This window comes from Paenibacillus chibensis (genome assembly GCF_004001045.1).
In the GTDB taxonomy this organism is placed as follows: domain Bacteria; phylum Bacillota; class Bacilli; order Paenibacillales; family Paenibacillaceae; genus Paenibacillus_AQ; species Paenibacillus_AQ chibensis.
Map to the genome: position 1 here is coordinate 44,791 of NZ_BIMK01000027.1, position 26,659 is coordinate 71,449.

Sequence of the window (26,659 nt, forward strand, 5' to 3'; positions counted from 1 at the left end):
TTCCTCACCCCTTGTTCATTTCGCTCCAGAGCTGCGCCGCAGATTCCAATACTGACGCAGGGATTCATCCAAGCGATCCAGCGCTTCCTTCGCCTGGATCTGACCATTGATCATTTCCTCGACGATCGCCAGAAAGGACCGCTTCACTTCCGGAGACAAAATATTGTCATACGGCACGAAGGTCGTCTTCGTTTGTTCCATCAGCCCCGTTACCTGCGTAAAGATCGGCCCTGTCTTCTCCGCGTCGAAATCCACCCTCATGGATGGAATCCGCAGGCCTTCGTATACGATCCGCTCCTGTACATCCTTGGAATAAAACGCCTGCATCAGCTCCAAAGCCGCCTTCTGCTGCGCTTCGGTCAGATTGGAGGAGAGCCCGATGCCAAACGTGTAGCCCCCGGCCATCGCCTTCGTCCCTCCAGGGATCAGCGCAGGAAAGGGCACTACGCCAACCTCGTTCTGGAACGCCGGAGGCGCCTTCTCATTATGAAAGAGCGTAATGTCCCAGTTTCCGTTCAAATACATCGCTGCCTTGCCGTGCGTAAACAGGTCGATCGCTTCCTCGGTCGACAGATCGTTCGGAGACGGGCCGAAGGCGCCTTCCTTCCCCCATGCCTCCAGCTGCTCGAAGGCCTTAAGGTATCCGCTGTTTTGAAACGGCGCGCCGCTTTTGCCCTGAACGATATCGTTTATCGTATCCGGGCTGCTGTAGCGGTCCATCAAATAATGGGCAAAAATTGCGGCGGGCCAGCGGTCTTCATTCCCGAGCGCAAACGGGATATACCCGTTCTCCTTCAGCACCTTTACCGCGTCGTTCAGCTGGCTGAGCGATTCGGGCATTGCCAGCCCCAGCTTGTTGAAGATCGTGGTGTTCACGTACAGCGGCTCCGCATTCCCCTCAATCGGAAGCCCGTAAATGCGGTTGTTGTACGACCACAGCTTCAGGTCCTTGAATTGCTTTTCCAGATGGTTGTTTGTCACGAAATCGGTCAAATCCATCAGGCGGTTCGAGCGAATGTACGGCTCGATTTCCGCCCCGCCGAACAGCACGAACATATCAGGCGGCGTGCCCGTGACCATCTCGCTCTTCAGCTTCTGCTCCCGATGAATGGTCTGATCCATACCTTCAAAGTTTACCTTCACGTTAGGATGGGTGCTTTCATACTGCCGCACGATATCCTCGAAAATATTCAGCATCGGCCGGTCATGCTCGGTGATCCAGAAATGGCGGAAGGTCAGGGTGATTTTTTCGGTTGTATCCTCTTCGATCGCATTGTGATTGCCCCTCGCCACCAGCGTGACCGTGACGGTAAGGACGATGGCATAGAGCAGCGCCCAGCTCCAATTCAGCCATTTCTTAGATTGCAGTTTCCTCAAGCGCATGCTCCCCCTTTCTCTTACCGGCTGTTTGCGATTACGGAATGATTTTCGGCAGCCGGATTCGGATGGTGGAGCCGAAGCCTGGAGACGAGCAAACGAGAATGCCGTAATGGCCGCCAAACCGGATGCGAAGACGCTCATGCACGTTTTTCAGCCCGACGCCGCTGTCGCGGTACTTCTTCACGCCGCCCGGATTCTCGTTTCCCAAATGCAGCAGCGTATCCTGATCAAATCCCGGTCCGTTGTCCGTCACGTCGATGATGATGTCCCCTCCGTATTCAAGGGCCTCGATCCGGATGTATCCCTTGTCCTCCATCGGCTCAATCGCATGATACAGGGCGTTTTCCACGATTGGCTGGACGATCAGCTTTTGCGTCATGAAGGTTTTCAGGGACTCGGGAAGGTCGATCTCGTATTCGAATCGGTCCTCGAAACGGTATTTTTGAATATTCATATAATGGCGCACATGCTCGAATTCCATATTCATGGTGATCAGCTCCTGGTTTTCACTGATGCTGATGCGCAGCAAGCTTGCCAAGCGAGATGACCATTTTGCTGATGTCGCGGTTACCCGCCAGTACCGCCATCGAATTGATGGACTCGAGCGAGTTATATATAAAATGCGGGTTGATCTGGGCGACCAGCGCCTGCATCTCCGCTTCTTTTTTACGTGTCTGCTCCGTCTCGACCTGCTGGATCAGCTCCTGTTTCTGCTGGCTCATGCGGTTGAAGCCGTCGATCAGCAGATCCGTCTCGTCAAACCGCTCCACATGGGACTGTATCGGCACAAATATGCCCTGCTTGACCCGCTTCATGCCGTTGACGGCGCTGATGATGCTGCGGACGAGCCTGCGGATGAAGAACTGGTCGAACCATAACGCCGACAGCAGCGAGAACAGCACCAGAATCACCGCGATGTTGCGGATCGATACCGATTCGGAGCGGATCAGCTTCAGCGGGGTTACCGCAACCAGATACCACGGGTCATTATGCGACGGCAAAAAGGTAATCAGCGATTTTTCGTGCTGGTACGTATCCACATAGTAATCCTTTTCCTGCTGAAAACCGTCCGCCAAAAACGGAAAATGCACCTTCTCGCCGATATGGCCTCCGGACTTGTTAAACACGATGCTGCCCTGCTTGTTGACGAGCAGAATGTCGCCGCTCTTCAGGGTCGCCGATTCCCAGAATACCTGATCCAATATATCGGGCTTGACGTAAATCACAAGATAGCCGATATCCTCGAGCGAGTAGTAGTCCTTGATGATCCGGGCGTGAATCATGACCGGCTTGCCTGTCTCGGCGGAGCCGTTTTCTCCCGGGCCGGACCAGACCGGCCTGCCTTCGGCTTTTTCCATATCGCGGAACCAGACCTGCTGCTTCATATCGTTGTAAGACAAAGGTGAGTTGTATTGATACACGAGGCTGGTCTTGGAGTAGAGGCTGAACGACGTAATCATCGGATGGTTGATCAGCAGATTGTTGATTTCCTGCTTGCGGTCGTAGGTCATGCCGGAATCCCGGCTTTTGAGCGCCTGCTGGATCGCCGGCTGCGTAATCGCCGCATTCGAGATGGAGTTGATCTCGCTTAAGGCGAACTTCAGCTTCCGATCCGTTTCGAGCAGGGAGATCCAGTAGAAATTATTCGATTTCTTCTCCATCGCGCTGGAGAAATTATAGTAGGAAACGACGCCCATGACGATGACCGGTATAAACACAAGAAGAATAATAGCAAGCAAGATTTTTCGGCGGAGCTTCATGATATATCCTCCTGCGCCTTGATCTGTGGCTCTACTCTATTATTCTTCATCATGTTTATAATTCCTTGCCTAAAATATATTTGCCCGCGAGCAAGTTTTCGCTTCATCCGGTCACGGATACCCCATGAAAAGGGATCAACTTTTAACCGCACCGGAAGTCAGGCCGGCAATGACCCAGCGGCTGAACAGCAGGAACACGATCAAGAGCGGCAGGGTTGCCGTGAAGGTCGCCGACATGATCATGCCGTAATCCAGGCCGTCACGGTTGGAGAAAAGCTGCTGCAGCGCGATTTGAATGGTGAAGTGCTCACTGTTCTTCAGTACGACCAAAGGCCAGAAGAAATCATTCCATACATTCATGAAGTTCAGGATGCCAAGCGTCGCCATGGCCGGAGTAATCACAGGCACGGCAATGCTCCAGAAAATCCGGAAATGGCCTCCTCCGTCGATCCGTCCGGATTCAATCAGCTCCGAATGCACCGCCGTCGCCGCATACTGCCGCATCCAGAAAATGCCGAAGGCGTTGACCATCGCCGGCACGATCAGCGCGCGGTATGTGTCAATCCAGTGCAGCTTCGCCATGATGATGTACGTCGGCAGCACGCTTAGCTGCGAAGGCACGAACAGGGTGGCAATGACGAAGTAAAACAGCGCATTTTTAAACGGAAACTCGAATTTGGCAAAAGCATATCCGGCGAGCGTACAGAAGAACACGACCGAAATCGTGACCATCGACGACACGAACAGCGAATTCAGCAGCGCCTGAAAGAAATCCGTCCGCTCCAGCACGCGCTGGAAGTTATGAAAAAACTCGGTGCCGATCGTCAGCATCGGCGGAATATGGAATACGGCGCCGCGGTCGTTGGTCGCAACCACGAACATCCAGTAGAACGGGAATACGGACACCAATGCGCCGATGATCAGCAGCAAGTAAAACAAGACTTTGCTGACGATGCCGGCATCGCCGGGAGCTTTCGAGGATGTGGTCCATGTGTTTGAGCTCATGCCTTGCCACCTCCTGCGTCGCCTTCCATGCGGCCGGTAACCCACATGTTGATCATGGAGAAGACGATGGTGATGATGAACAGCATGACCGCCGTCGCCGCCGCTGTCCCGAAGAATCCATTACGGAACGCTTCGCTGTACAGGTACGTGACCATGGTAATACCTTCCTGCCGTGTCGAGCCGGTTCCCGATTGTCCGAGATAGACATACGGCTCCGTGAAGAGCTGCAGCGATCCGATCGTCGAGATCAGGGTGACGAAGACGATGAACGGTTTCAGGAGCGGCAGCGTGATATAGGCGAGCTGCTGGCGCCGGTTCGCGCCATCGATGCGCGCGGCCTCGTACAGATCGAGCGGAATGCTCTGCAGGCCTGACAGGAAGATGATCGCATTGTAGCCCGTCCAGCGCCACATCACCATCGTCGAGATCGCGATTTTCACGCCCCACCAGCCGGAGTTGAAGGCCATGCTTTCCATGCCCATCTGATTGAGGAGCCAGTTGATCATGCCGTTATTGCCGAACATCGTGCTGAACACCAGCGTAACAGCCACAATAGACGTGATGTTAGGCATGAAAAAAAGAACCCGGAAGGACTTTTTGAAACGGGTCATCGCCGAATTCAGCATCACCGCCAGCTGCAGCGCGATGATCAGCTGCGGGATGGTGCCCATGAGGCCCATGATGAGCGTGTTCGTAAACGAGGTCCAAAACAGCGGGTCGCTCGTGACCAGATCATAGTTTTTGAAGCCGACGTATTTCATCGGGCCGAGCGCATCCCATTTGAAAAAGGAAAGGTAAATCGTAAAGAAAATCGGGTACAAGCCGAAAATGGCGAACAAAATAAAAAAAGGCGATATGAACGTATAGGCCGTTAACCGGCTCCGCTTTTGCTCCGTCCAGAATGGCCGCTTGCCTGCCGAAACGGGTGGAACAGCGGTTACGGGTTCTGCCATGGGGGCACCTCCATGAAGTACTTTAGAATGACCCGGACCCGCCGGGGAGGGGGCTAGCCTCCGGCCGTGCGGATCCGGGGTGATGCTGGTGGTGATTATGCACTGTGGTCGCTACGTATACGGATCATTCTTCCGATCGCTGTTGCCCACAAAATTCTTGATTATAACCTTGAAATGGTTTGAAATTCGTGGGCAAAGGCTATGCTTACGATGCTAGCTTTCCTGCGGAAAGCTTTTAGGCGACCGCTGACGCTTCTTCAGAATGATTCCGTCTCCTCCGCTACGCATGCATGTTTGTTTGAGAGAGTAGTCCTAGCTGCGCGCCGCGAGCGTCTTCGCCTTCTCAACGGCTGCGTCCCACTCTTTGGCAGGATCCGCTTTTTTCTCTAGCACGTTCTTGAGCGCATCCTTGAAGAAGGTGTCGGTTTGGTCATGCAGCGGACCGTAGTATACCGGTTTTACGCGCTGCGCGGCTTTGCCGTATTCTACAGCGGTCGCTTGGCCGCCGAAGAAATCATCCTTGAAGCCGGTGAACGCTTCGTCCGTATAGAGCGCCGGAATGGAAGGCATAAGTCCCTTCGATTTGAACGATTCCAGCTGATTTTCCTTATCGTCAAGCCAGGAAATGAATGCATAAGCTTCCTTCGGATGTTTGCCCTGCTTCGGCAGCGTCAGGAACGAACCGCCCCAGTTGCCCGCGCCTTCAGGAAGCTGCGTAATTCTCCATTTGCCGGAGGAATCCGGACCGTTGCTCTTGATATTGCCCGCCATCCAAGCCGGGCCGAGCATCACTTCGAATCCGCCGTCGTTCGTCGCTTGGCCCCATTCCGGAGACCACAGCAGCGTGTTGCCGATCCAGCCCTCTTGAATGCCTTTGACCGTAAAATCATAGGCTTTCTTCACCTGCGGGTTTTTGTCGCCGATGAATGAGCCGTCTTCTTTGCTGAAGTAAATTTCGCCGTCGGATTGGTCGCGGACGCCGTTGTAAACCAGGTCCGTCAAATCGGCAAAAGGCTTGCCGGTTTTTTCCTTGAACTGCTTCGCCACGGCGGCAAATTTATCCCATGTATCGATCTCTTTGCCGAACGCGTCCGGATCGGTTGGAAGCCCGGCCTTCTCGGCCAGATCCGTGCGGTAGTAAACGACGGTCGGGCCAATATCTGTCGGAAGACCAATCTGGAAGCTGCCGTCCTTGGAAGACCCCTGTTTCCATTTCCAATCCAGATAGTTTCCGGCAATATCTTTGGCGCCCAGATCATTCAGGTTGTAGAATTTATCCTCGGCGGTGATGAACCGCTCCATGAATCCGATTTCAAGCATGAAAATGTCAGGCGCACCGGATCCTGCGGACAGTGCCGTGGTCAGATTGTTATGGTGGGCCGTCTGATCCGAGGTATTCTGGAATTTGATCGTTACGTTCGGGTGCTCTTTGGTATACTCCTTGCCAAGCTCCTCATAGTTGGTCGTTCCGAGCGACCAGAACGTGAGCTCCACCTTTTCGTCGGAATCCTTGTTGGTGTTATCGGTTTGTTCGGTTGTCGTATCTGTCGTCTTCTCAGGAGTCGTTTGAGCATCCTGCGTGCTGCTTTTTCCTCCGCATGCGGCGAGCGATGCGGTCAGCATCAGCGACAGCAGCAGCATGGGCCATTTTTTGCCTCTCTTCATTGCTTTTTACCCCTCTCGAAAATAGGTTTCACGTTTACAAGGTTCAGTCTACTTGAGAGTGCAGGAAATTTTGAGGAGGCAAACTTTCGATTTAAGGTTGAAATTATTACGGCCTGTTTTTGGGGCACGACAAAAAGGGCCTTCATGAAAATCGCATGCTCTGCGTTCTCATCAAGGCCCTTCTGTATTACTTTTTCATATTCAAACTTACTCTTCGGTCGGCTTCTCTGACGGTTTTCCCGGCTTCGCCCGGTCCAAATAACGGTCGTACCGGTCATCCAGCTCCTGTGCCATGCTGCGGTACTTCAGCGTCTCTTCCACAATCGGGTCGAGCTCGGTCTGAATCCGGATTTCATACCTTGGAGAGATCAGCTCCCGTTCCTGTTCTGTACGGTTCTGCCGCTCCTCCATTTCGCCTTCGGTTAGCATCTCACTGAGCTGACGCTCCAGATCATGATTTTCACTCATAGCCAAGACACTCCTTTTTGCGATCATGGCGCCCTGCCGACAGGGCGCATGTATGTTATACCCTGCACAGCAGGACTGAAAACGGAACAATGCAGCGTTTGGCTTTATTAGCCTTCGAGTCCGGTAGCCGAGGCCTCCTTCAAAGCCTGCACGAGCTCCGCATGCACGGTGCCGTTCGTTGCCGATACGTTCCGTACTCCCAGGGTATACGGGTTACCCATCGTATCTGTAATTTGACCCCCGGATTCCGTGACCATCAATGCTCCCGCAGCGATGTCCCAGGCATTCAGCCCGATTTCCCAGAATCCCGTCAAGCGTCCTGCGGCTACATACGCCAGATGCAGTGCGGCCGAGCCGCCGGAGCGGATGTTGCGGACCTTAGGCGCCAAATAGGACAAACCCGCCATGTTTACCGGCAGCGTGCTCTCCCGTCCTACAGGGAATCCGGTTGCCAGCAAGCTTTGGTCCAAAGCTTCCTCGCCGGAGACGCTCATCCGTCTGCCATGGACGTAGGCTCCTTTTCCCTTCTCGGCGACGAACATTTCATCGCGCGAAGGGTCATAAATAACGCCGACGATGACTTCCCCTTGATGCGCAAGGGCAATAGAAACGGAAAAGAACGGGAATCCATGCACAAAGTTGGTCGTTCCGTCGACGGGATCCACAATCCACAAATATTCTTCTTCGGCTACCTTTTCAAGCGCTTTGGCGGACGCTTCGGGTCCCGGCTCCACGCCTTCTTCCCCGAGCAGTGCATGATCCGGAAAATGGGTGAAAATCAGTTTGCGGATCATCTGCTCCGCTCCCTTGTCCACTTCCGTAACCAGATCGCTCACGGCGGATTTGGTATTCAATTGTGTTACGTTGCCCAAACGGCTTTTAATCCATTCGCCCGCCTTGGAAGCGGCATTGATCGCCACAGCGGTATAGCTTTTGCTCGTCACGACATAAGGAATCTTATCCTCTTGGTTCAAAGCGCTCACTCTACTTTCTGTGTTATCGTCTAACGTGTATTCGGGCTCCGCATGAACCCAAACGCTTATTATATTATCATTCTTCTAAAAATAATACGTAATGAAAGATTTAAAGTTTCGCCCGAATCGGCTGCCGCAGGCAAAACCCGCACCCGCCCGAAAACGCTTGTCTATCCGGATATCTCAATACTTGCCCCGTTTAGCACCTTGATGCCCTCCGATGCATAATCACCTAAATCTTTCATGAGATGAAACAATGCCTCATCCTTGTTTTTGGCCTCGATCATCACGTCAATCGCGGGTGTCGAGCCTGCAATTTCACGCAGGAAGGCAAGCAGCGGAGCCGGATCGACCAGATCGGCGTGACTGCGCGGGTCGCTTTCGCTTTTCGGGCTGGAAACATGGATTTTGGGCGGCAGCGGCTTGCCCGGTTCGGCATCCGCCTGTGCTAGCGGCCCATCCCAGGTCTGCTTAATATCCGGCCACAGCTCCCACGGCTTCTCGCCGTCGTTATTCACCCATTGGTGATGGATATCAAGGACCATCGGCAGTCCGGTCGCTTTGCATACGTCCAGCGTTTCAACGGCGGTAAAGGTTTTATCGTCATTTTCCAAGGTCAGCCTATGCTTAATTTCTTCGTCCAGTCCGGCAAAATGCTCTTTGAACCTTCCGGCAGCCGAAGGCTTGTCCTTATAGGCTCCGCCAATATGTATGTTGTTTTTGGCGGTTCGGTTCAGGCCCATCGCTTCCAGCATTTTTACATGAAGCCGCAGGTCGCGGACGGAGCTCTTCAGAACCTCTTCCCGGGGCGTGCTGAGGACGGTGAAATGATCCGGATGAAAAGAAACCCTCATCCCATGCTCCTTCACATAACGCCCGACTTCGGCAAATGCGTCTTTCAGCGCCGCAAACGGGTCCCGTCCCTTCAAATCCTCATGCGTTGCGAGCGGAATGAGCTTCGATGAAAACCTGTAAACCTGAATGTCATTGCCGTTGTTATGCTTCAGCAGCCGCAGCGTATTATGCAGGTTGCCTTCGGCGATCCGCTCCAGTTTGCGAATCGCCGCTTCCCGGTCGCTGAGCTTGCTGAAGCTCGCCATCGTCATCGTTTTGGACGGGGAGCAGTCCTTGATAAGCATAGACATTGCGACATAACCGAACCTGACGATCATGGTATCCTTCTCCTTATGGTCTCGTAATCAACACCCTTAAGGATTATGATCCCCAAAAAACATTTCGTAAGCCAAATCCGTCTGAATCCGCGATTCCTCATCATTCAGCTTGCGGATCAGCTCCATTTCAACTTCAGTGACCTCTTGTCCACTAAAATTGATTTCGGCGATGCAGCCCACGATTTTGACGATGGCGACCGCGACGTTATCAGGCGTATAGGCAATCACCTTTTGGCCCGTAGGAAACACGCGGAAGCCCTGCTTGACCATTTTACCGCGGCCGTATTCCATCAGCTCGTACAATTCCTGCTCGCTCTTGAATTTGCATACGGAATTAAATTCAGTTTGAAATCCCATTCATGCACCTTCCTCTTCACTGAAATTGAAAAGATGCCCGGCCCTTACTCCGCCGGCCGGACATCTCATGTTCCCTGTTTCTGTGTAAGTAACGGCGCTTCTTACGCTTCATTCGTGTAAATAAGCGCCTGCTTGCCTTCGTAACGCTCCAGCGCAAGCTCGATCATCCGGTCGAGCAGTGCCTGGTAGCTGATTCCGGTTTCCCGCCACAGCAATGGATACATGCTGAATGGGGTAAAGCCGGGCATCGTGTTCACTTCGTTAATCAAAATGGCGTTGTCAGATCTCCGGAGGAAAAAATCCGCCCGCGTAATGCCGCTGCCTTCAATAGCCTGGAAAGCAATAAGCGCAGCCTCGCGCAGGCGATCCGCCACCTCGGAGTCCACCGGTGCGGGAATGACCATCTCGGACTGGCCGTCGGTATACTTGGCCGCATAGTCGTAGTAATCGGCAGAGGATACGATTTCGCCCGGAACGGAGGCCATCGGCTCCTGGTTGCCCAGAACGGCAACCTCCACTTCGCGGGCATCCACGAACTCCTCGACGATCACCTTCAAGTCGTAGCGGAACGCCAGCTTCACCGCACGCTCCAGCTCCTCACGGTTTCTGGCTTTGGAAATCCCGACGCTGGATCCGAGATTGGCCGGTTTAACGAAGCATGGGTATCCCAGTTCATCCTCGACGCTCATGATCAGATCGAAGCTGCTCCGCTCCCATTGGGACTTGGAGAAATAGCAGAATTTGCACTGCGGAAGACCCGCCTGGGCGAACAGCTTCTTCATCACGACCTTATCCATTCCGGCTGCGGATGCCAGCACACCTGCGCCCACGTAAGGAACGTTCGCCATTTCAAACAATCCCTGGATCGTGCCATCCTCGCCAAACGTTCCGTGCAGCAGCGGGAACATGAGATCAACCGCCGCTTCTCCGCCGTACAGCCGGCTGAAGATCGCGCTGAGCGCGCCTTCGGTACCTTCGCTGTCATGCTCGAGCTTCAGCTTCTCCAGCTTATCGAGCGGTGCGGATAGCGTGCCTCCCTTTCTCCACTCCCCCTGCTTCGTGATATAAAATGGAATCAGCTCGTATTTATCGTAATCAAAGGCGTTCATAACCGCAAAAGCCGTCTGCAGCGACACCTCGTGCTCGCCTGATTTGCCGCCGTAAACAAGGCCTACGGTTGTTTTGTTGTTCCCCATGCCTAACCTCTCTCTTTTCCACTGTATTGCAGGCTGCTCCTGCTGTCGTACTCATTTAACATTATAGCGCTCTAGAAGTAGTCCGGGATATGCAAAAAACGGTATACGGTATTTTCCGTCCAGGCATAGGAGTCCTTATAATCCCAGTATCTGTGCCTGCTGCTGACCGTATGCGCATTGACCAGCGGCTGTCCGCCGGCGTCGAACGCCGTCACAATGGTGGAATGCTGAAAGGAGCCGTCTCCGTTCCAGTCATAGAAAATGACATCGCCCAGCATCAGCTGCTCGGGCCGCTCCACGAGCTCGCCTCGCAGCCCCCAGGCGCTTCCCGTAAGATACCTCGCCAAGGCGTTGGAGACGGCCCAGCTGTAGCTCCACCATTCCTTGCCGCTTACATATCCTTTATACCACCAGCCCGCTTCTCTTTTACCAGTATAGTTGATTGGCGCATCCCCTGCAAAGAGACATTGCGATACATAGCTGGTGCAATCCACGTCGAATTCGGCAAATTCGGGATTGAAGGAATTCCACCATTTGTCCGCATACGCTGCCGCCTCCTCGCGGCGGTATTTGATCGACTTGCGGCCGATGCCCCCTCCTTGGAGTACGTTGGTGTTCAGATACGGCTGCGGCTGCGGGCTGCTTCCATGCGCTTGAACATCATAGTCCTGCACTTCCCCCGGAACAAGGACGTAGGCGGCTACCGGATGCTTTTCAGGCGAAAGATGCTCCACCGACACGATGACCCAGTCATCGCCGTCATGGATGAGCGTCAGTCGTTCCCGCTGTACCATCTCCTCCACATGGTTGACGCCGCCTTTTTCATAAAACAGCTGCACATGCAGCTGCACGTCGATGACTGCCTGATCCGGCGTGTCCTGGATCGTCCGCAGCAGCTTGGCCCTTGTTTCACTGCGCAGCGGCCGGGCTCCCCGCTCGGCATACCACTGCGAGAGGCGCGATGACCGCTCCGCCCTTGCCATCAGGTAGGCCGGATCGGTGACGACCTGCCGCATTTGCTGCGACCTGTAGTCGATTTGATGCTGGTTATATTGATTCACATAGGTGTAGAGTGTCTGTTTCCATTCCTTATCCATCCGCTCTATTCCCCTCTCATGACCGTTACTTGCAGCCGCCAGCATGCGCCCAGTCCGTCCCCGGACCTGAATTGCAACGGCTTCTTAATTATACGTATATGAGACGAAACGAGCCGCTATGAGCCGCAGTTGATTTTAGGTTTTATTCGGGCTCCTCCAGGAAACAATGATACTCAGCGGCCTGCGTGCCTCCGAACCATAGCTGCTGCAAGGATTTGGCGGCGCTGGGGGCATTCTTCCCGGCACGGAAATCTATCCTTTCGTTTCATATAAATAGACGCAAAAAGTTCTTTACTCACCGGCCTGTAAACGGTATACTAAAAACAAACCTCACTATTTTGAAATTATGTTTCATCTAGTGAAACTTGGAACGGCAAAGTGATTGCCCTTATCACTCATCACCCAAGCCATCCTACCCGTAATGTTCATTTGGATTAAATGAACCGAGCTTAAAACTCACTCCTTAATTCCTTCCGGATTACAGGAGAAGCGCCTTTCCCTTCATTCATGCAGTGATGTAGAACACATTCGTTAAGGAGGTACATGTATGACAGCAAAGGATCAGTTCAACACAGCCCGCAGCCTGGAAGTCGGCGGCAAAACGTACAGCTACCACAGCCTGCAGGCCCTCGAAGAACAAGGATTCAGCAGCGTTTCCAAGCTACCGTTCTCCATTAAGGTGCTTTTGGAAGCTGCGATTCGCCAGTTCGACGGACGCGCTATTACCGAGGAACATGTAAACCAATTGGCAAAATGGACAGAAGGACTCGACCATAACAAGGAGATTCCTTTTATCCCTGCACGTATCGTGCTTCAAGATTTCACCGGTGTACCGGTCGTCGTCGACCTTGCCGCTATGCGTGACACCGTGAAAAAAGCCGGCGGAGATCCAAAGACGATCAACCCGCTCGTACCGGTCGATCTTGTTATTGACCACTCCGTTATGGTGGATGCATTCGGAACGCCGGAAGCCCTCAACTATAACATGGAAGTTGAATTTGAGCGCAACGAAGAGCGCTACCGCTTCCTTCGCTGGGCGCAAACCGCGTTCAACAATTTCCGTGCGGTGCCGCCCGCAACGGGTATCGTTCACCAGGTTAACCTGGAATATCTGGCATCGGTTGCAGCTACCAAAACGATTGATGGCCAAACGATGGTATATCCTGACTCTCTCGTAGGTACGGACTCCCATACGACCATGATCAACGGTCTCGGCGTTGTCGGCTGGGGCGTTGGCGGTATCGAAGCGGAAGCCGGCATGCTCGGACAACCGCTGTATTTCGTCACTCCTGACGTCATCGGCTTCAAGCTGACTGGCAGCCTGTCCGAAGGCGCTACAGCAACCGACCTTGCGCTCACCGTTACGCAAATCCTGCGTAAAAAAGGCGTTGTCGGCAAATTCGTGGAATTCTTCGGCCCTGGCCTGTCCAACATCAGCCTTGCAGACCGTGCAACGGTTGCCAACATGGCACCGGAATACGGCGCAACGATCGGCTTCTTCCCGGTTGACAGCGAAACGCTCGCTTACCTGCGCAATACCGGCCGTTCCGATGAGCAAGTGGAACTGGTTGAAGCCTACTACAAAGCACAAAACATGTTCCGTACAGCCCAAACCGAAGATCCGGAGTTCACAGACGTAATCGAGCTCGACCTGGCATCGGTCGTACCGAGCCTTGCAGGACCTAAACGTCCGCAGGACCGCATTGAGCTGACGAACATGAAGCAGTCGTTCAATGACATTATCCGTACGCCGATCGAAAAAGGCGGATACGGGCTGAGTGACGAAAAGATCGAACAAAAAGTGCCTGTGAAGCATAAAAACGGCTCCGTGGAAGAAATGGGAACCGGTGCAGTCGTGATCGCAGCGATCACCAGCTGTACCAACACCTCCAACCCAAGCGTTATGCTGGGCGCAGGTATCCTCGCGAAGAAAGCGGTGGAACGCGGCCTGAAAAAACCGGGCTACGTGAAGAGCAGCTTGACTCCAGGCTCCCTCGTGGTAACCGAGTACCTGAAGAAAGCCGGCTTGCTCGAATCCCTTGAAGCCCTCGGCTTCTATGTTGCGGGATACGGCTGCGCAACTTGCATCGGTAACTCCGGTCCGCTTCCGGACGAAGTGAGCCAAGCGATTGCAGACAACGACATGACGGTCGCTGCCGTGCTGTCCGGTAACCGTAACTTCGAAGGACGCGTTCATGCCCAGGTGAAAGCCAACTACCTGGCATCGCCTCCACTCGTGGTTGCTTATGCCCTGGCAGGAACGGTGAACATCGACCTGAAGAACGATCCGATCGGTTATGACCAAAACGATGAGCCTGTATATCTGAAGGATATCTGGCCAACTTCCGAGGAAATCAAGGAAGCGATCAGCCTGTCCGTCAATGCGGAAATGTTCCGTCAAAAATACGCGAACGTATTTACCGCCAACGAACGCTGGAACGCTATTCCGGTTCCTGAAGGCGAGCTGTACGAGTGGGATGAAAAATCCACGTACATCCAGAATCCGCCGTTCTTCGAGAACCTCGGTACCGAGCTGAATGACATCAAGGACATCAAAGACGCTAACGTGCTTGCCCTGCTGGGAGACTCCGTTACGACGGACCATATCTCTCCTGCCGGCAACATCTCGCCAACCAGCCCTGCAGGTCTGTACCTGAAAGAGCATGGCGTAGAGCGCAAAGACTTCAACTCCTACGGCTCCCGCCGCGGTAACCATGAAGTCATGATGCGCGGCACCTTCGCGAACATCCGGATCCGCAACCAGGTTGCTCCTGGAACGGAAGGCGGCGTAACGACTTACCTGCCTACGGATGAAGTCATGTCCATTTACGATGCTTCCATGAAGTATCAAAACGGCGACCGCAACCTCGTCGTCATCGCAGGCAAGGAATACGGTACAGGAAGCTCCCGCGACTGGGCTGCGAAAGGTACCTTCCTCCTGGGCGTCAAAGCGGTTATCGCTGAGAGCTTCGAACGGATTCACCGCAGCAACCTGGTAGGTATGGGCGTTCTTCCGCTCCAATTCCAGGAAGGCCACGGCTGGAAGAGCCTTGGTCTGACCGGCAAAGAAACCTTTGACATCGTTGGACTCAGCAATGACGTGAAGCCAGGCGAAAGCTTGACGGTCATGGCCGTTCGCGAAGACGGAACCAAGTTCGAGTTCCCGGTTACTGCGCGTCTGGACAGTATGGTGGACGTGGACTACTACCATAACGGCGGTATTCTGCAAACCGTGCTTCGTCAAATGATCGCGAATCAATAATCCGCGCTTCGGATTGTAATAGGAAAAGGCGTCCCTGGAGCCGTAACGGCTCCAGGGACGCCTTTTTTTGTGCTGCTACCGCTGGCCGACATGGTCGAAGCGGTTGCCGATCCGCTCACGCATAAACCTTTTAAGATGATCAATCCCTTCCTGCTCCGCTTGATGCGCTTGCTCAAACCAATGGATCTGTTCCCGGAGATGCGTCTTTTCCTTGACCTCGCCTTGCTCCGTCATGATGGCCAGCGCCTTTTGAAATGAAACCGCGACCGTCCGGTATGCTTCGGCTGCGCCGCCGAGCTGCGGCCATAAAGATTGCAGCATGTCCATATATTTACTGACCTCAAGCTTCGCGGCGGTATAAGACCGGAACACCCCGGCAGCCTGCAGCGGATCAAAGCTTCCATGCTCAAGCGCATGCCGAATCGCGTCATATCCCTCCATGCCGCATGCATACTCTTCCCGGGGCAGCATTATGTCGTGCGTTTCCCATTTGTATACAGCCTGCATGAGCGACTCCTTGTATATTTCAATCGGATCGAGCTCTACTTTGTCTTCAAACATCTGATAATACCAATAAGGAGATTGGTTGTGGCCGAATTCACCGTAAGGCAGCTGCCGCCATGCCGGGCTACAGCCGTCCGTGTACAGTAAGACACCCGCTTCATCGTCATACCCTGCGGCGACAACGAAGCGATCCTTCCCAAATACCGCTCCCCTCCCCCGGTCGATCGATGCCTTCAAATGCGAAACGGCCTGCCGCTGATACAGCGGAAACGTCGGTTCGAAGGAAAAGCCGGCAGCCTGCCCCGTGGTAACCCCAATAAAATCGGCGGCAAGAAAATTCTCCGCCATCCAGTTATAGGCTGTGGCCGACTCGCAGCTGAGGCTTCGGTTGACCACAAAACGAAAACCGTTCACGGTCATTCCCGATAGAATCGGCTTAGGATAAACCGTCCAACCGGCATGGGAAAGCACGGCATGCATGGCATCGATATAGGATCCGGACTCCATCGTCATATGCAGCCCCTCAAGCGTTTTAGCTCCCATCTCTTCCCTCCTACCTTGCCATGTGCAGTCCCCAGCGGGGGATCGTAGAGCGCTTTAAATCGGGGTAATTTCCAGCGATGCCGCGAAATACGTTCACCGCTTTTTCCTCCAGGCTCTCCGCTTCCTCCATCGCTAAAATCAACGATGGGATCCCGCTTAAGCGAATGGCTCTATTTTTCACGTCCAAACAGTCCATCATATCTGGGCTTTTACATAGGCCTACAATATGTTCATACAGAATGAACGCCTCTTTTAACTCGGGAAAAAGAAGGATCGCGTCCTGCAGGAAATACATCATTTCCTGTCTTGACTGCTGATAGGACTCCAAAATATAAACCGCGCCGGACGCGTCAAAGTCTTGCTGCCGCAGAGCCCGGGTCAAATACGAATACGCATTTCTTCCGGAGGCGATGCTGCAATCCGGGGGTACCGGATAAGGAGCGTTCCAGTCGTCAATGGCCATCCGCAGCGACTCAAGCAACCGATCAGACGCCGGAATTTCAACCTTGTCACCAAAAATCTGGGCATACCAGAACGGCGTGAAATTAAGCCCCAGATTATCATACAGCACCATCCGGTTTTCCTTGGAATTACCATCCTGCACATAGAAAATACGGTCCTCGTCATCATAACCATGGATCACGCCAAATTCCGGAATCCAATAAATCACGCCAAGCCCCCTGTCAAGGCTCGCTTTAATCCACTGCACAGCATCCTGCTGATAGTACGCAAACGTCGGATGCCGCGTGCGTCCGCCATCCGTGACCGTATAGATCCCCAAGCTGTCGGCCGCGCGCTTATGAACCGTCACCCACTGTCCGTATGCCGTAACCGAAAGGGGGAGCAGACGTTCATGTACCGTAAAGATGAAAGCCATGCCGCTTAACGCGGATAGCATATATTTAGGCCCTTCGAACAGCCCCGCTGCGGTAAGGATCGCATATAAGCTGTCCGTAAAGGATTTCGATTCTCTTTGGACGACGAGATCATGCAAAATAACACCGGACATCACAGCATCTCCTCTCCGTTTAGGCGGCTCAATACCTGTTCGCACCGAGCCTGCAGCCTTGCCCTTAGCCATTTGGGCGCATCCAGCCGCTGCCAGGCTGCCTGCATCAGCTGCTGCATAAAAGACTCCGTATCATAAAAATCAATCTCATACAGAAGCTCTCCGACCGGTCTCGCCGCGTATCCAAACCACGTTGCTTCCTCCAGCTCATGGATCAGCTTGATTCTGGCCGTAAACGGCTTTATGGCCGGGAGATCGCGCTCGACCACCGCGGCGTCCTGCTCATCCCTATCCTCAAACAGACGGGACGTAACCTGTAAATCCATGATCCCGTCGACCCTGTACAGCCGCTTCCTGCTCCCGTCCGTGCCATAAGCCGCCACGTAATCCGCGTTGTATTTCGACACGAGCTGTACCGGACAAATATCCAGCCTCGACTCCCCGGCCTCATCGCGGTAGCGGATATGGACGATTGCCCGGTGTGAAATCGCGAATGCAAGCTGCCCGTTGATTTCGATCAGGCGCGGCTGCGCTTCGAAGAATGGCAGCTGTCCGAAAGATTCGGGCGGCTCTTCCCCCGTAAAGCGGCTGAGCAGATGCGCGACCCGTTGAACCCTTGACGGCTGATCGCTGCTGTACTGCCCGTACTTTCGCGCCAAAAAGCTCAGCACGTCCTTTTCTTCTTCCGTTATGTATAAATGAGGCAGCACATAGGTCTTATCCTCGTAGCTGTATCCCCGGTGTTTTGCGATGTATAGAAGCGGAGCGCGCAGGGAAACGGCCATGTACTCGATATCCCGCTGCGCCTGCCTCCTGGATATTTCAAACTGTAGGGCCATATCCTTGCTGCTCGGGTAATGTCCTTCCCGGATGCGTTGATCAAACCAATGAATCCTGTGCATGTTGCTCATATTCCGGCTCCCCCTTCTCCCGCAGATGGAACCCTGCGTTTCTATTGAAGCATCTGCAGGTCCAGGGTTTCAAGCCATTTTTTTCCTGTTTTCCGGCAAGAAACGGATGCCTTTCGAGCATACAGCCCGTTTTTCAAAGCTTCGTCCCGGCGGCGTCGATTCTTACTTGATCTGCTTTGAAACATTTTTTGCACACTTTAAGGGCTGTACCGTCCTTAGCCGTGCGCGTATAGAGCAGCTTGATCCGCTTGCTGTCGCACACAGGGCAGGTTCCGCGGCCTCTGGACGGCAGGCTCCACAGAATGCGCCCTCTTTTGGTTTTTGCCATGGTTGTCTCACCTCCCTTCCGTCAGGTATCCGTACACAGCCCCATTATAGGCCAGAAGGTACGACATAAAATGTCGCATCAAAATATATTTTCCGGGCTGGCACTCCGGTCCCAGACTCATCCGTCTGTCCCAGATTCGGCATGACCATCTTCCCATTTTCGGAAATATCCGTTTAAACGCGGACCCAGCCGGGTAAAGAAAAAAAGAACCGGATGGGCAGCAAGCCGTCACTGGTTCATACATACTTACCTGTGAAAGTTAAAGGACCTGCATGAGGAGGAAAGAAAATGATGAACGTTCCGCAAATGATGCCCTTTCACCATGCTTATCCAAGACCTCAGGTTGCAGCGCAGCCCAAAAAGGACCCCTCTATGGAGAAGCCTATGTCCTTTAAGGAAGTGTTGATGGACAAGCTGAACCAGAAACGGCCTTGATTACATTACGACCATCGTATATCCCGCCTTGTGAGTGGCCTCCCCTTCCACACACAAGATTGTTGTTAAAAGAGCGACTGCAGATGCAGCCGCTCTTTTTTTACGTGCAAAAGGTTTCTTTCGCTATTTACACCTTAATGTTACATCTGTTATATTTGTAGTATAACAGACATAACTAAATTCATTTTCCGAAAGAAGGGGCCTTCTATGATCATCCGTCTGGATATGCAGTCGGATCTTCCCATTTATTCGCAGCTCATGAACCAGATTATCGAGGGAATTGCCAGCGGCGAGCTGCAGCCTGGAGAAGATCTGCCCTCCGTGCGCAGTTTGGCATCGGATATCGGCGTCAATTTGCATACGATCAACAAAGCTTACACGCTGCTGAAGCAGGAAGGCTTTATCCAGATACACCGGCAAAAGGGCGTCGTCATCAATCCTGATGGCATGCCGGGGATTACGCCGGAATATGAACAGAAGCAATCGGAGCAGCTCAGGCCGATGATCGCCGAGGCGATCTGCCGCAGCATGAGCAAAGAACGGCTGCTTCATATCGTATCATCGATTTACGAAGACATCTCGCACGCCGAAAAGGGGAATGCCTAATGTTCTGGATCTCTGCCTTACTGACTGTCGTCATGCTGATTCCTATCTGCATCACGCTGATTGCCATGCCGTTCCTGACCCGGGAAACCGTCAGCTTCGGCGTTTCGTCAGCGAGGAAATGTATCACAGCCCGAAGCTCCGCCGGTTGCGGAAGCAATACGCCTGGATCAGCGGCGGACTGTATACCGTGCTGCTTGCCGCATGCCTGGTGATGCTGTTATCGGCTGACGAAGCTCAGCAGCCTTACGTCTTGACCTCGTATATTACCGGGACGGTCATCTGCTCCGTAGCGATGAACCTGATTTACTACTTCAACATGAAAAAATTGAAAGCTTCTATGCCGCAAGCGGTGATGGAAACCGGTAAAATCGCCATCGACACCCGTTTCCGCAGCCATAAAATGACCATTTCCAACCGCTGGTTCGCGTTTCATATCGCCGTCATGCTCATCAGCGCTATACTGGCCCTAATCAACTATGATCAATTCCCAGCCAACCTGGCCATGAAATTCGACTGGCAGGGCGAAGTGACGCGATCCGTGCCAAAATCCATCCGGACGGTGTTGGGGCCGAATCTGATGCAGCTGGTCATGATCGCGCTCTTCATGTTCATCAACCGCATGATTCTGAAAAGTAAACAGCAGATTAATCCCGATCATCCGGAGCTGTCCGCCCGCCGGAATGCCATATTCCGCCTTCGCTGGTCAATGTTTAACGCGGCTGCGGCGATGATCATGGTGCTCCTGTTTTCCTTTATCCAGCTCAACATGAGATTCGAGCTGCATGGGAGCATCGTCATGCTGGTCAGCCTGCTGATGCCGGCGCTTGTAATCATCATGGCCTTAATTTTCTCGCTCACAACCGGGCAGGGCGGACGCCGAATCGGCGGATCGACGGCAATCGGTACAGGGAGAACCGCGGCCAATGATGACCGGTTCTGGAAGCTCGGCTCCATCTATTTCAACCCCGGAGACCCGGCCCTATTCGTAGAAAAGCGCATGGGGATCGGCTGGACCGTCAACTTCGCCCGTCCGGCCGCCTGGATGGTGCTCGTCATTACGCTGGTTGTTGTGTCTGTCGCTGCTTACTTTGCCGGTTAAGCAATTCGCTTGACGTTTTAAAGGAACTCTACCGCCCGCAGCCCATTTCTGATTTAACGGCATCCTGACGATCATCGCGTGCTTCTCCCGAGTCAAAGGATGCCCTCCATCATTCTGTAGTCATTCGTCTTCCAAGGAGGATTAAACATGCCGAAAAAAAGTTCAGAAACGATCAAGGCTGACGCGGCTTCTATTGCCCTGGCCCTCTCTCTGCCCGCAGTCGCCAATGCGGCGGATTTCCAGCCGGAAGCAGCTGCCGGCCGGGAAAGCGCTGACGGTTCATCCATTTCAGATAGCAACGCGGAGAGCTTCTTCGAGGAGCTGCGAAACGGAGACGGCTCCAAGGCGGCTGGCTTTATGAGCCCCGCGTTGAAGCAGGCTATTCCGGTACAGACCCTGGATATGCTGTGGGGCAATTACGAGAAGCTGTACGGCAAGACGGGAACCGCTCAACCTCTCCGCACGGCGCAGGATAATGCGGTTCATCATAATGTCATCTACACGCTTCAGTTGGGTCAGGTCCCTTTGACTGTCACGCTGCGATCGGATAACAGCGGGCAGATCGATGATCTGTACCTCTCGCCTGTCAGCGCAGCGGGGTACCAAAAACCTGCGTATGATCATCCTTCCGCGTATACGGAACAGGAAGTACGCATTGGAAAAGGCGATCTCGCTCTGCCAGGGACGTTGACCTTGCCTGCAGGCGAAGGACCCTTCGCTGCCGTGGTGCTTGTTCACGGCTCCGGCCCGCAGGACCGCGATACGTCCATAGGCGCTGCCAAGCCGCTGCGTGACCTGGCTGTCGGTCTGGCGGCCAAGGGCATTGCTGTGCTTCGATACGACAAGGTGACGTATGAGCATACCTTCAAGGTTGCGGCCGATTCCAAGTTCACGCTGCACAAGGAAACCGTGAATGACGCTATAGCCGCAGTCAAGCTGCTGAAACAAACCCCGGAAATCGATGCGGGACGGATCTTCGTCGCCGGTCACAGCCAAGGCGGCTTCGCCATGCCGCTGATCCTCGCGGCCGACCCGGATCACGATATTGCGGGCGCCGTCCTGCTATCCGGCCCGAGCACTAGCTTTGCCGACACCCTTATCGATCAGCAGCAGGAGCTGGTCAAACGGATCAAGGCGTTGGGACAGGATCCTGCACCGTATGAACAACAGGCTGCCGTCTGGAACGGTATCGCCAATCTCGTCAACGACCCTCAGTATACGGCGGATCATATGCCGGATTCGTTCCCGTTGTCCCCTGCCTACTGGTGGTTCGAGCAGAAAAATTACAAGCCGGCCGAAATGGCGCAAACGCAGCGGATTCCTATGCTGATCCTGCAGGGCGAAAATGACTGGCAGGTGACGATGAAGCAGTTTGACGGGTGGAAAAACGCCTTGGAGAACCGCAAAGACGTCGAATTCAAATCGTATCCGCGCATGAACCATCTGCTTGCCGACGTTGACGGCGTATCCACCGGCGGGGAATACGCCATGCCTTCCAACGTATCGCCTCAGCTCATTCACGATATCGCCGCTTGGGTGAATAAGCGGAAATAAACCGATTGCCGGCCCTCCATCTCAACCGTCCTGGGATGGATTTCCTGCCCATTCTCTGGGATAATGAACACATGCTATTGTTCATTTTCTTATAGGGAGGTCTTTTTCGATGAGTGAAAAACGCGTGATGACAGCGGGCGACCTGTACCGCATGCACTGGGTTAGCGATCCTGCAGTCTCTCCTGAAAACGGGGCGGCTGCGTACATACTGAAGTCGGTGAGCACCAAGCATGACGGGTATGTGACCCAAATCCGTCTGATCCAGCCGGATGGAAGCAGCGACGCACCCTTCACCGCAGGCGAGCAGGACGGAGCGCCGCAGTGGTCCCCTGACGGTTCACAGCTCGCCTTTCTCCGCAAGAAAGGCGATGCCCGCCAGGTATGGCTGCTGCCGGCGCATGGCGGCGAAGCACAGGCGGTGACCGATCTCAAACATGGTGTAAGCGCTTATAAATGGTCGCCGGATGGAAGCGCCCTGCTGCTGAAGGCGGAGGCTCCGGATGGAGAGGAAGAAAAGACGGACTCGAAGGACGCGCTGCCCGAGGAAAAAATCGTGGACCGCATCCGGTATAAAGCTGACGGCGCGGGCCTGATGGGCAGCCGCAGAACGCATTTATTCGTCTTTGATATCGCATCGGGAACGGGTGAACAGATCACGTCCGGCGCTTTGGATATCGGCGCCTTCGCATGGTCGCCGGACGGGACGGCCATCGCGTATACGACGGAGCTGCCTACAGAGGACATCCCGGATGCCGATCTCAGACCCACCAATGACCTGTATGTCACAGACCGTAAAGGCGGCACACCGCGTCAGCTGACGGACGGCAAAATCAGCATCGGACATGTCAGCTATACCCCTGACGGCAAATCCATTCTGATGCTCGCCGACGACCTGTCCTGCGGTTATGCAACATTGACCCGCATCTACCTGATTCCGGCGGAAGGCGGCGAGTACAGAGCGCTGTACACCGACCTGGACATCCAGCTCGGTCACAGCGCCGTGAGTGACATGCGTGCGGGCGCCGGGACGCCGCCGGTATACAGCCATGATCAGCGGTCCGTCTTTATCCAGGTCAGCCAGAACGGCCGCGTGGAGGTGGCCCGCTTCGCGCTGGACGGCTCCGACTATGAGATTATGGCCGGCGGCGATCGCGAAATCTACCAGTTCGCGCTGACGCCGAGCGGCGATCTCATTCTCGCTGCGGCCGATCCTCTGCATCCGGGAGATCTGTTCCGTTTGGATCTCGCCAGCGGCACCGAAACCCGCCTGACCGACTGCAACGCGGGGCTCTGGAGCGAGCTTCTGCTGAGCGAGCCTGAGGAATTCCGGTTCACGGCCGGCGACGGCTGGCCGATGCAGGGTTGGATCATGAAGCCGATCGGCTTCAAGGAGGGCTCCAAGGTGCCTGCCGTTCTGGAAATCCACGGCGGTCCGCAGGCCATGTACGGCCACACGTTCATGCATGAATTCCAGCTGCTCGCTGCCGCCGGCTTCGCGGTTTTCTATACGAATCCGCGCGGCGGGCATGGCTACGGGCAAGTGCATGTGAACACGGTCCGCGGCGACTATGGCGGCCGGGATTATCAGGACCTGATGGAATTCACCGATTATGTGCTGAACACTTACGATTACGTGGACGGCTCCCGTCTTGGCGTAACCGGCGGCAGCTACGGCGGCTTTATGACCAACTGGATCGTCGGTCATACGGACCGCTTCCAAGCGGCCGTAACCCAGCGTTCGATTTCGAACTGGCTGTCGTTCTACGGCGTCAGCGATATCGGCTATCACTTTACGGAGGATCAAATCTGGGGCAATGCCTGGGATGATGTGGAGAAGCTGTGGAAGCACTCTCCGCTGGCTTACGTGGGCCATGTGAAGACCCCGCTGCTGGTTCTTCACGGCGAGCAGGACTTGCGCTGTCCGATCGAGCAGGGTGAGCAGATGTTCGTCGCCCTGAAGCGTCTGGGCAAAAAAACGCAGCTCATCCGCTTCCCGGGCGCGGACCACAATCTGTCCCGAAGCGGCAACCCGCATCTGCGGACCCGCCGCCTCACCCATATCGTGCGCTGGTTTGAAGAGAATATCGAGCGATAAGCCGTCGATAAATAAATCAAACGGCGTACTTTCATAAAGGCCTGAGACGCTGTTTCTGATCTATTTAAAGAAAGACCACTGGAGAACAATCCAGTGGTCTTTTTGCGTATACATCCATTCTGTCTCCTGGTCAGAGAGACGGGAACGAGGCTATTGCCGCTGCCCGCACATTTCAATCCCGTTTCTGAAGCGTTATAGCATCAAGCCCATTTCATGGGCAGCCTCCTTGAGCACAGGGGCGAATTCATGCAGCGTTTCGCTTGAAATCCGGCCGACAGGTCCGGACACGGACAGGGCCGCCGCCACGACGCCGCTGCGGTTCACGATCGGCACGGCAACCGCGGCCGCGCCCGGCTCCCGCTCCTCAAAGCTCGTTGCGTATCCGCGCTCGCGGATCTCCTCCAGCATGCGCATGTACGAGCCGGGATCCGGCATATCCGGCCATTCGGGATCCTGAAACAGCTCCTCCTGGTCTTCCTTCGACGCGAAGGCAACCAGCACCTTGCTTGAAGCCCCGACGTACAAAGGAAGCCGGGCCCCGACCTGGGCTACTCTGCGGATCGCCTGGTTGCTCTGTACGGCCTGGATCCGCAGGCGGTCCTTGCCGTCCCTGAGATACAGGCTCACCGTCTCGCCAAGCCGATCGCGCAGGCGCTCCATCCCCCGGAGGAACAGGACCGCAGGATCGTCGCTTTTGGATAAATGCGTGGACAATTCCCATACCTTCAGTCCCAGGCGGTATTTCTCCGTTGCCGCATCCCGCACCACAAAGCCCTTTTCTTCGAGCGTGGTCAGCAGACGATGCACCGTGCTTTTATGAAGATGAATCTGACCGGCAATTTCCGTCAGTCCAAGCTCGCTGCTTCTCGTAAAACACATCAATATATCAAGTGCGCGCTCGACGGCGCGTACGGTCAGTTTGCGGTCTTCCATTCAAGCTCCCGCCCCTCTTAATGTTTCACCACATGAAACATGGTTACAATAATTATATGAAATTCAACGCCCAAAGTCTACTTTTTCGGTAAAATACGCGCACTTACCATAGAAGGCGGAGAAGATGTCCATCTTCTATTACATTTCATTTACAAATGGGCCTGGCTGATTGACATTAGGCGTCCCACAGCATAGGATATAGAGTAAAATTTTATCTGTTTCCGTTTTTGTACCTACAAGATAAACTATAACTATATAATTTGAACGAAGTTCATTTTATTTAGCAATTTTGATCTAAGGAGGGGCTAGCATGAGCATGGCAACACGAAATGACGCCCAATTTTCTCGCCCCCCGACCGAAACGCCCTTTCCGCTGACGCCGCGTCTCATACGCGTGAAGCATATTTTGGTAGCCCTGCTGCTATCGGTATTGTTCTTCCTGATCTTCTGTTTCATCGCGCTGCACGCGTATATCGCATGGGTGCTTTCCAATCCCACCGTTGCGCCGCTGTATTCCAATCCGATGCAGGCGAAGCATATGGCATATGAGAACGTGACCTTTCCCGCGCTGGATGGAAGCCGGATGATGCAGGGATGGTACATTCCCGCCGCCGGATCGAAGAAAACGATCGTATTCAGCCATGGATACGGGGCCAACCGCGAGGAAACGTGGATTCCGATGTATGATCTGGCCCATTACGCCCACCGGATGAATTTCAACGTCATCATGTTCGATTACGGCTTTGCATCCCAGAACAGCAAGGCCGTGGCTACCGGCGGGAAAGTGGAATCGCAGCAGCTGCTCGGAGCGATCGAGCTTGCCAAACAGCGCGGCGCGAAGCAAATCGTGGTTTGGGGATTTTCAATGGGCGCAGGCACGGCCCTGCAGGCAGGACTGCAGACCAAGGATGTCGATGCGATGATCCTGGACAGCACCTTTTTGCTGGAGCCGGATACGCTGTACCATAACATTAAAAACCAGCTTGATCTGCCGCGGCACCCGTCGCTTGAAATCCTGGAGCTGCTCTTCCCTGTCCTGAACGGAACCAGCCTGCACCAAATTCCTTATCAGCAGGTGAAAAAGGAAGACTACCCGTTTCCGATCTTCTTCATTCACGGGACGGAAGACGAGAAAGCTCCTTATCCCATCGCCGAAAAGCTGGCGTCCAACCAGACCAATCCATACTCTGAAGCATGGGTCGTGCAGGGCAGCCATCATGAGCTTATATTCCGGGAGCATCCGCGCGAATACCTGCGCCGCGTCTCCACCTTCCTCGGCAACGTGAAGCTGGCGGAGCAGAAGGATATCGACAACGCGCCGCTCGTCAAAAACAAACCCTAATCTTCATGAGC

General features: G+C 54.2%; 22 protein-coding genes and 1 pseudogene. 7 read left to right on the forward strand and 16 right to left on the reverse strand.

What is annotated here, in order from left to right:
• Positions 1-15: 15 nt before the first annotated feature.
• The 11 genes and pseudogenes from PCH05_RS18985 to PCH05_RS19035 all read right to left on the reverse strand — a co-directional run bounded on the left by PCH05_RS18985 (position 16) and on the right by PCH05_RS19035 (position 12,027).
• The gene (locus tag PCH05_RS18985) at positions 16-1,377 is read right to left on the reverse strand and encodes an ABC transporter substrate-binding protein (RefSeq protein WP_246049751.1); all 1,362 of its coding nucleotides are present in this window, start codon (positions 1,375-1,377) and stop codon (positions 16-18) included.
• Positions 1,378-1,414: 37 nt separating this feature from the next.
• Positions 1,415-3,140: pseudogene (locus PCH05_RS18990) on the reverse strand (sensor histidine kinase).
• A gap of 135 nt (positions 3,141-3,275) precedes the next feature.
• The gene (locus PCH05_RS18995; protein WP_127604745.1) at positions 3,276-4,145 is read right to left on the reverse strand and encodes a carbohydrate ABC transporter permease; all 870 of its coding nucleotides are present in this window, start codon (positions 4,143-4,145) and stop codon (positions 3,276-3,278) included.
• Complete coding sequence (locus PCH05_RS19000; RefSeq protein WP_127604747.1) at positions 4,142-5,098, reverse strand: carbohydrate ABC transporter permease; 957 nt, start codon at positions 5,096-5,098, stop codon at positions 4,142-4,144. The genes PCH05_RS18995 and PCH05_RS19000 overlap by 4 nt, the downstream gene beginning before the upstream one ends.
• Positions 5,099-5,410: 312 nt before the next feature.
• Entirely contained in the window at positions 5,411-6,763 is a 1,353-nt protein-coding gene (locus PCH05_RS19005) for an ABC transporter substrate-binding protein (protein WP_127604749.1), read from the reverse strand.
• Positions 6,764-6,970: 207 nt separating this feature from the next.
• Entirely contained in the window at positions 6,971-7,231 is a 261-nt protein-coding gene (locus tag PCH05_RS19010; RefSeq protein WP_127604751.1) for a hypothetical protein, read from the reverse strand.
• 107 nt (positions 7,232-7,338) lie between these two features.
• The gene (locus PCH05_RS19015) at positions 7,339-8,205 is read right to left on the reverse strand and encodes an inositol monophosphatase family protein (RefSeq protein ID WP_127604896.1); all 867 of its coding nucleotides are present in this window, start codon (positions 8,203-8,205) and stop codon (positions 7,339-7,341) included.
• Positions 8,206-8,375: 170 nt separating this feature from the next.
• Entirely contained in the window at positions 8,376-9,377 is a 1,002-nt protein-coding gene (gene uvsE / locus PCH05_RS19020; RefSeq protein ID WP_127604753.1) for a UV DNA damage repair endonuclease UvsE, read from the reverse strand.
• Between the two features lie 36 nt (positions 9,378-9,413).
• Positions 9,414-9,734, reverse strand: a complete 321-nt coding sequence (locus tag PCH05_RS19025) for a hypothetical protein (RefSeq protein WP_127604755.1) — start codon at positions 9,732-9,734, stop codon at positions 9,414-9,416.
• A 101-nt stretch (positions 9,735-9,835) separates the two neighbouring features.
• A complete protein-coding gene (locus PCH05_RS19030) occupies positions 9,836-10,930 on the reverse strand; it encodes a D-alanine--D-alanine ligase (protein ID WP_127604757.1) in 1,095 nt (364 codons plus the stop codon).
• 71 nt (positions 10,931-11,001) lie between these two features.
• Complete coding sequence (locus PCH05_RS19035) at positions 11,002-12,027, reverse strand: amidase domain-containing protein (RefSeq protein WP_127604759.1); 1,026 nt, start codon at positions 12,025-12,027, stop codon at positions 11,002-11,004.
• A 547-nt stretch (positions 12,028-12,574) separates the two neighbouring features.
• Between PCH05_RS19035 and acnA the strand changes: the two genes are divergently transcribed.
• The gene (gene acnA / locus PCH05_RS19040) at positions 12,575-15,289 is read left to right on the forward strand and encodes an aconitate hydratase AcnA (RefSeq protein ID WP_127604761.1); all 2,715 of its coding nucleotides are present in this window, start codon (positions 12,575-12,577) and stop codon (positions 15,287-15,289) included.
• A 75-nt stretch (positions 15,290-15,364) separates the two neighbouring features.
• Here acnA and PCH05_RS19045 read toward each other — a convergent pair whose 3' ends face one another.
• From PCH05_RS19045 to PCH05_RS19060, 4 genes are all read right to left on the reverse strand, one after another.
• A complete protein-coding gene (locus tag PCH05_RS19045) occupies positions 15,365-16,336 on the reverse strand; it encodes a hypothetical protein (protein ID WP_127604763.1) in 972 nt (323 codons plus the stop codon).
• Between the two features lie 10 nt (positions 16,337-16,346).
• Positions 16,347-17,345 (reverse strand): cysteine peptidase family C39 domain-containing protein, encoded by a 999-nt coding sequence (locus PCH05_RS19050; RefSeq protein ID WP_127604765.1) that lies wholly within the window; start codon positions 17,343-17,345, stop codon positions 16,347-16,349.
• The gene (locus tag PCH05_RS19055; protein WP_127604767.1) at positions 17,345-18,256 is read right to left on the reverse strand and encodes a helix-turn-helix transcriptional regulator; all 912 of its coding nucleotides are present in this window, start codon (positions 18,254-18,256) and stop codon (positions 17,345-17,347) included. The genes PCH05_RS19050 and PCH05_RS19055 overlap by 1 nt, the downstream gene beginning before the upstream one ends.
• 133 nt (positions 18,257-18,389) lie before the next feature.
• Entirely contained in the window at positions 18,390-18,584 is a 195-nt protein-coding gene (locus PCH05_RS19060) for a hypothetical protein (RefSeq protein WP_127604769.1), read from the reverse strand.
• Between the two features lie 291 nt (positions 18,585-18,875).
• Here PCH05_RS19060 and PCH05_RS27365 point away from each other — a divergent pair, with 291 nt between their 5' ends.
• The 5 genes from PCH05_RS27365 to PCH05_RS19080 all read left to right on the forward strand — a co-directional run bounded on the left by PCH05_RS27365 (position 18,876) and on the right by PCH05_RS19080 (position 24,373).
• Positions 18,876-19,019, forward strand: coding sequence for a hypothetical protein (locus tag PCH05_RS27365; RefSeq protein WP_164766716.1), 144 nt, complete (start codon positions 18,876-18,878; stop codon positions 19,017-19,019).
• 207 nt (positions 19,020-19,226) lie between these two features.
• Positions 19,227-19,625 (forward strand): GntR family transcriptional regulator, encoded by a 399-nt coding sequence (locus tag PCH05_RS19065; RefSeq protein WP_127604771.1) that lies wholly within the window; start codon positions 19,227-19,229, stop codon positions 19,623-19,625.
• Complete coding sequence (locus PCH05_RS19070) at positions 19,618-20,724, forward strand: DUF1648 domain-containing protein (RefSeq protein WP_164766717.1); 1,107 nt, start codon at positions 19,618-19,620, stop codon at positions 20,722-20,724. Before PCH05_RS19065 ends, PCH05_RS19070 begins: the two co-directional genes overlap by 8 nt.
• Before the next feature lie 147 nt (positions 20,725-20,871).
• Positions 20,872-22,278, forward strand: coding sequence for an alpha/beta hydrolase (locus tag PCH05_RS19075; protein ID WP_127604775.1), 1,407 nt, complete (start codon positions 20,872-20,874; stop codon positions 22,276-22,278).
• 109 nt (positions 22,279-22,387) lie between these two features.
• Positions 22,388-24,373 carry an alpha/beta hydrolase family protein gene (locus PCH05_RS19080; RefSeq protein WP_127604777.1) on the forward strand — a complete coding sequence of 662 codons (1,986 nt, stop codon included), beginning with the start codon at positions 22,388-22,390 and terminating at the stop codon, positions 24,371-24,373.
• 192 nt (positions 24,374-24,565) lie between these two features.
• Here PCH05_RS19080 and PCH05_RS19085 read toward each other — a convergent pair whose 3' ends face one another.
• Positions 24,566-25,306 (reverse strand): IclR family transcriptional regulator, encoded by a 741-nt coding sequence (locus PCH05_RS19085; RefSeq protein WP_127604779.1) that lies wholly within the window; start codon positions 25,304-25,306, stop codon positions 24,566-24,568.
• 310 nt (positions 25,307-25,616) lie between these two features.
• Here PCH05_RS19085 and PCH05_RS19090 point away from each other — a divergent pair, with 310 nt between their 5' ends.
• Complete coding sequence (locus PCH05_RS19090; RefSeq protein ID WP_127604781.1) at positions 25,617-26,648, forward strand: alpha/beta hydrolase; 1,032 nt, start codon at positions 25,617-25,619, stop codon at positions 26,646-26,648.
• Positions 26,649-26,659: the final 11 nt, after the last annotated feature.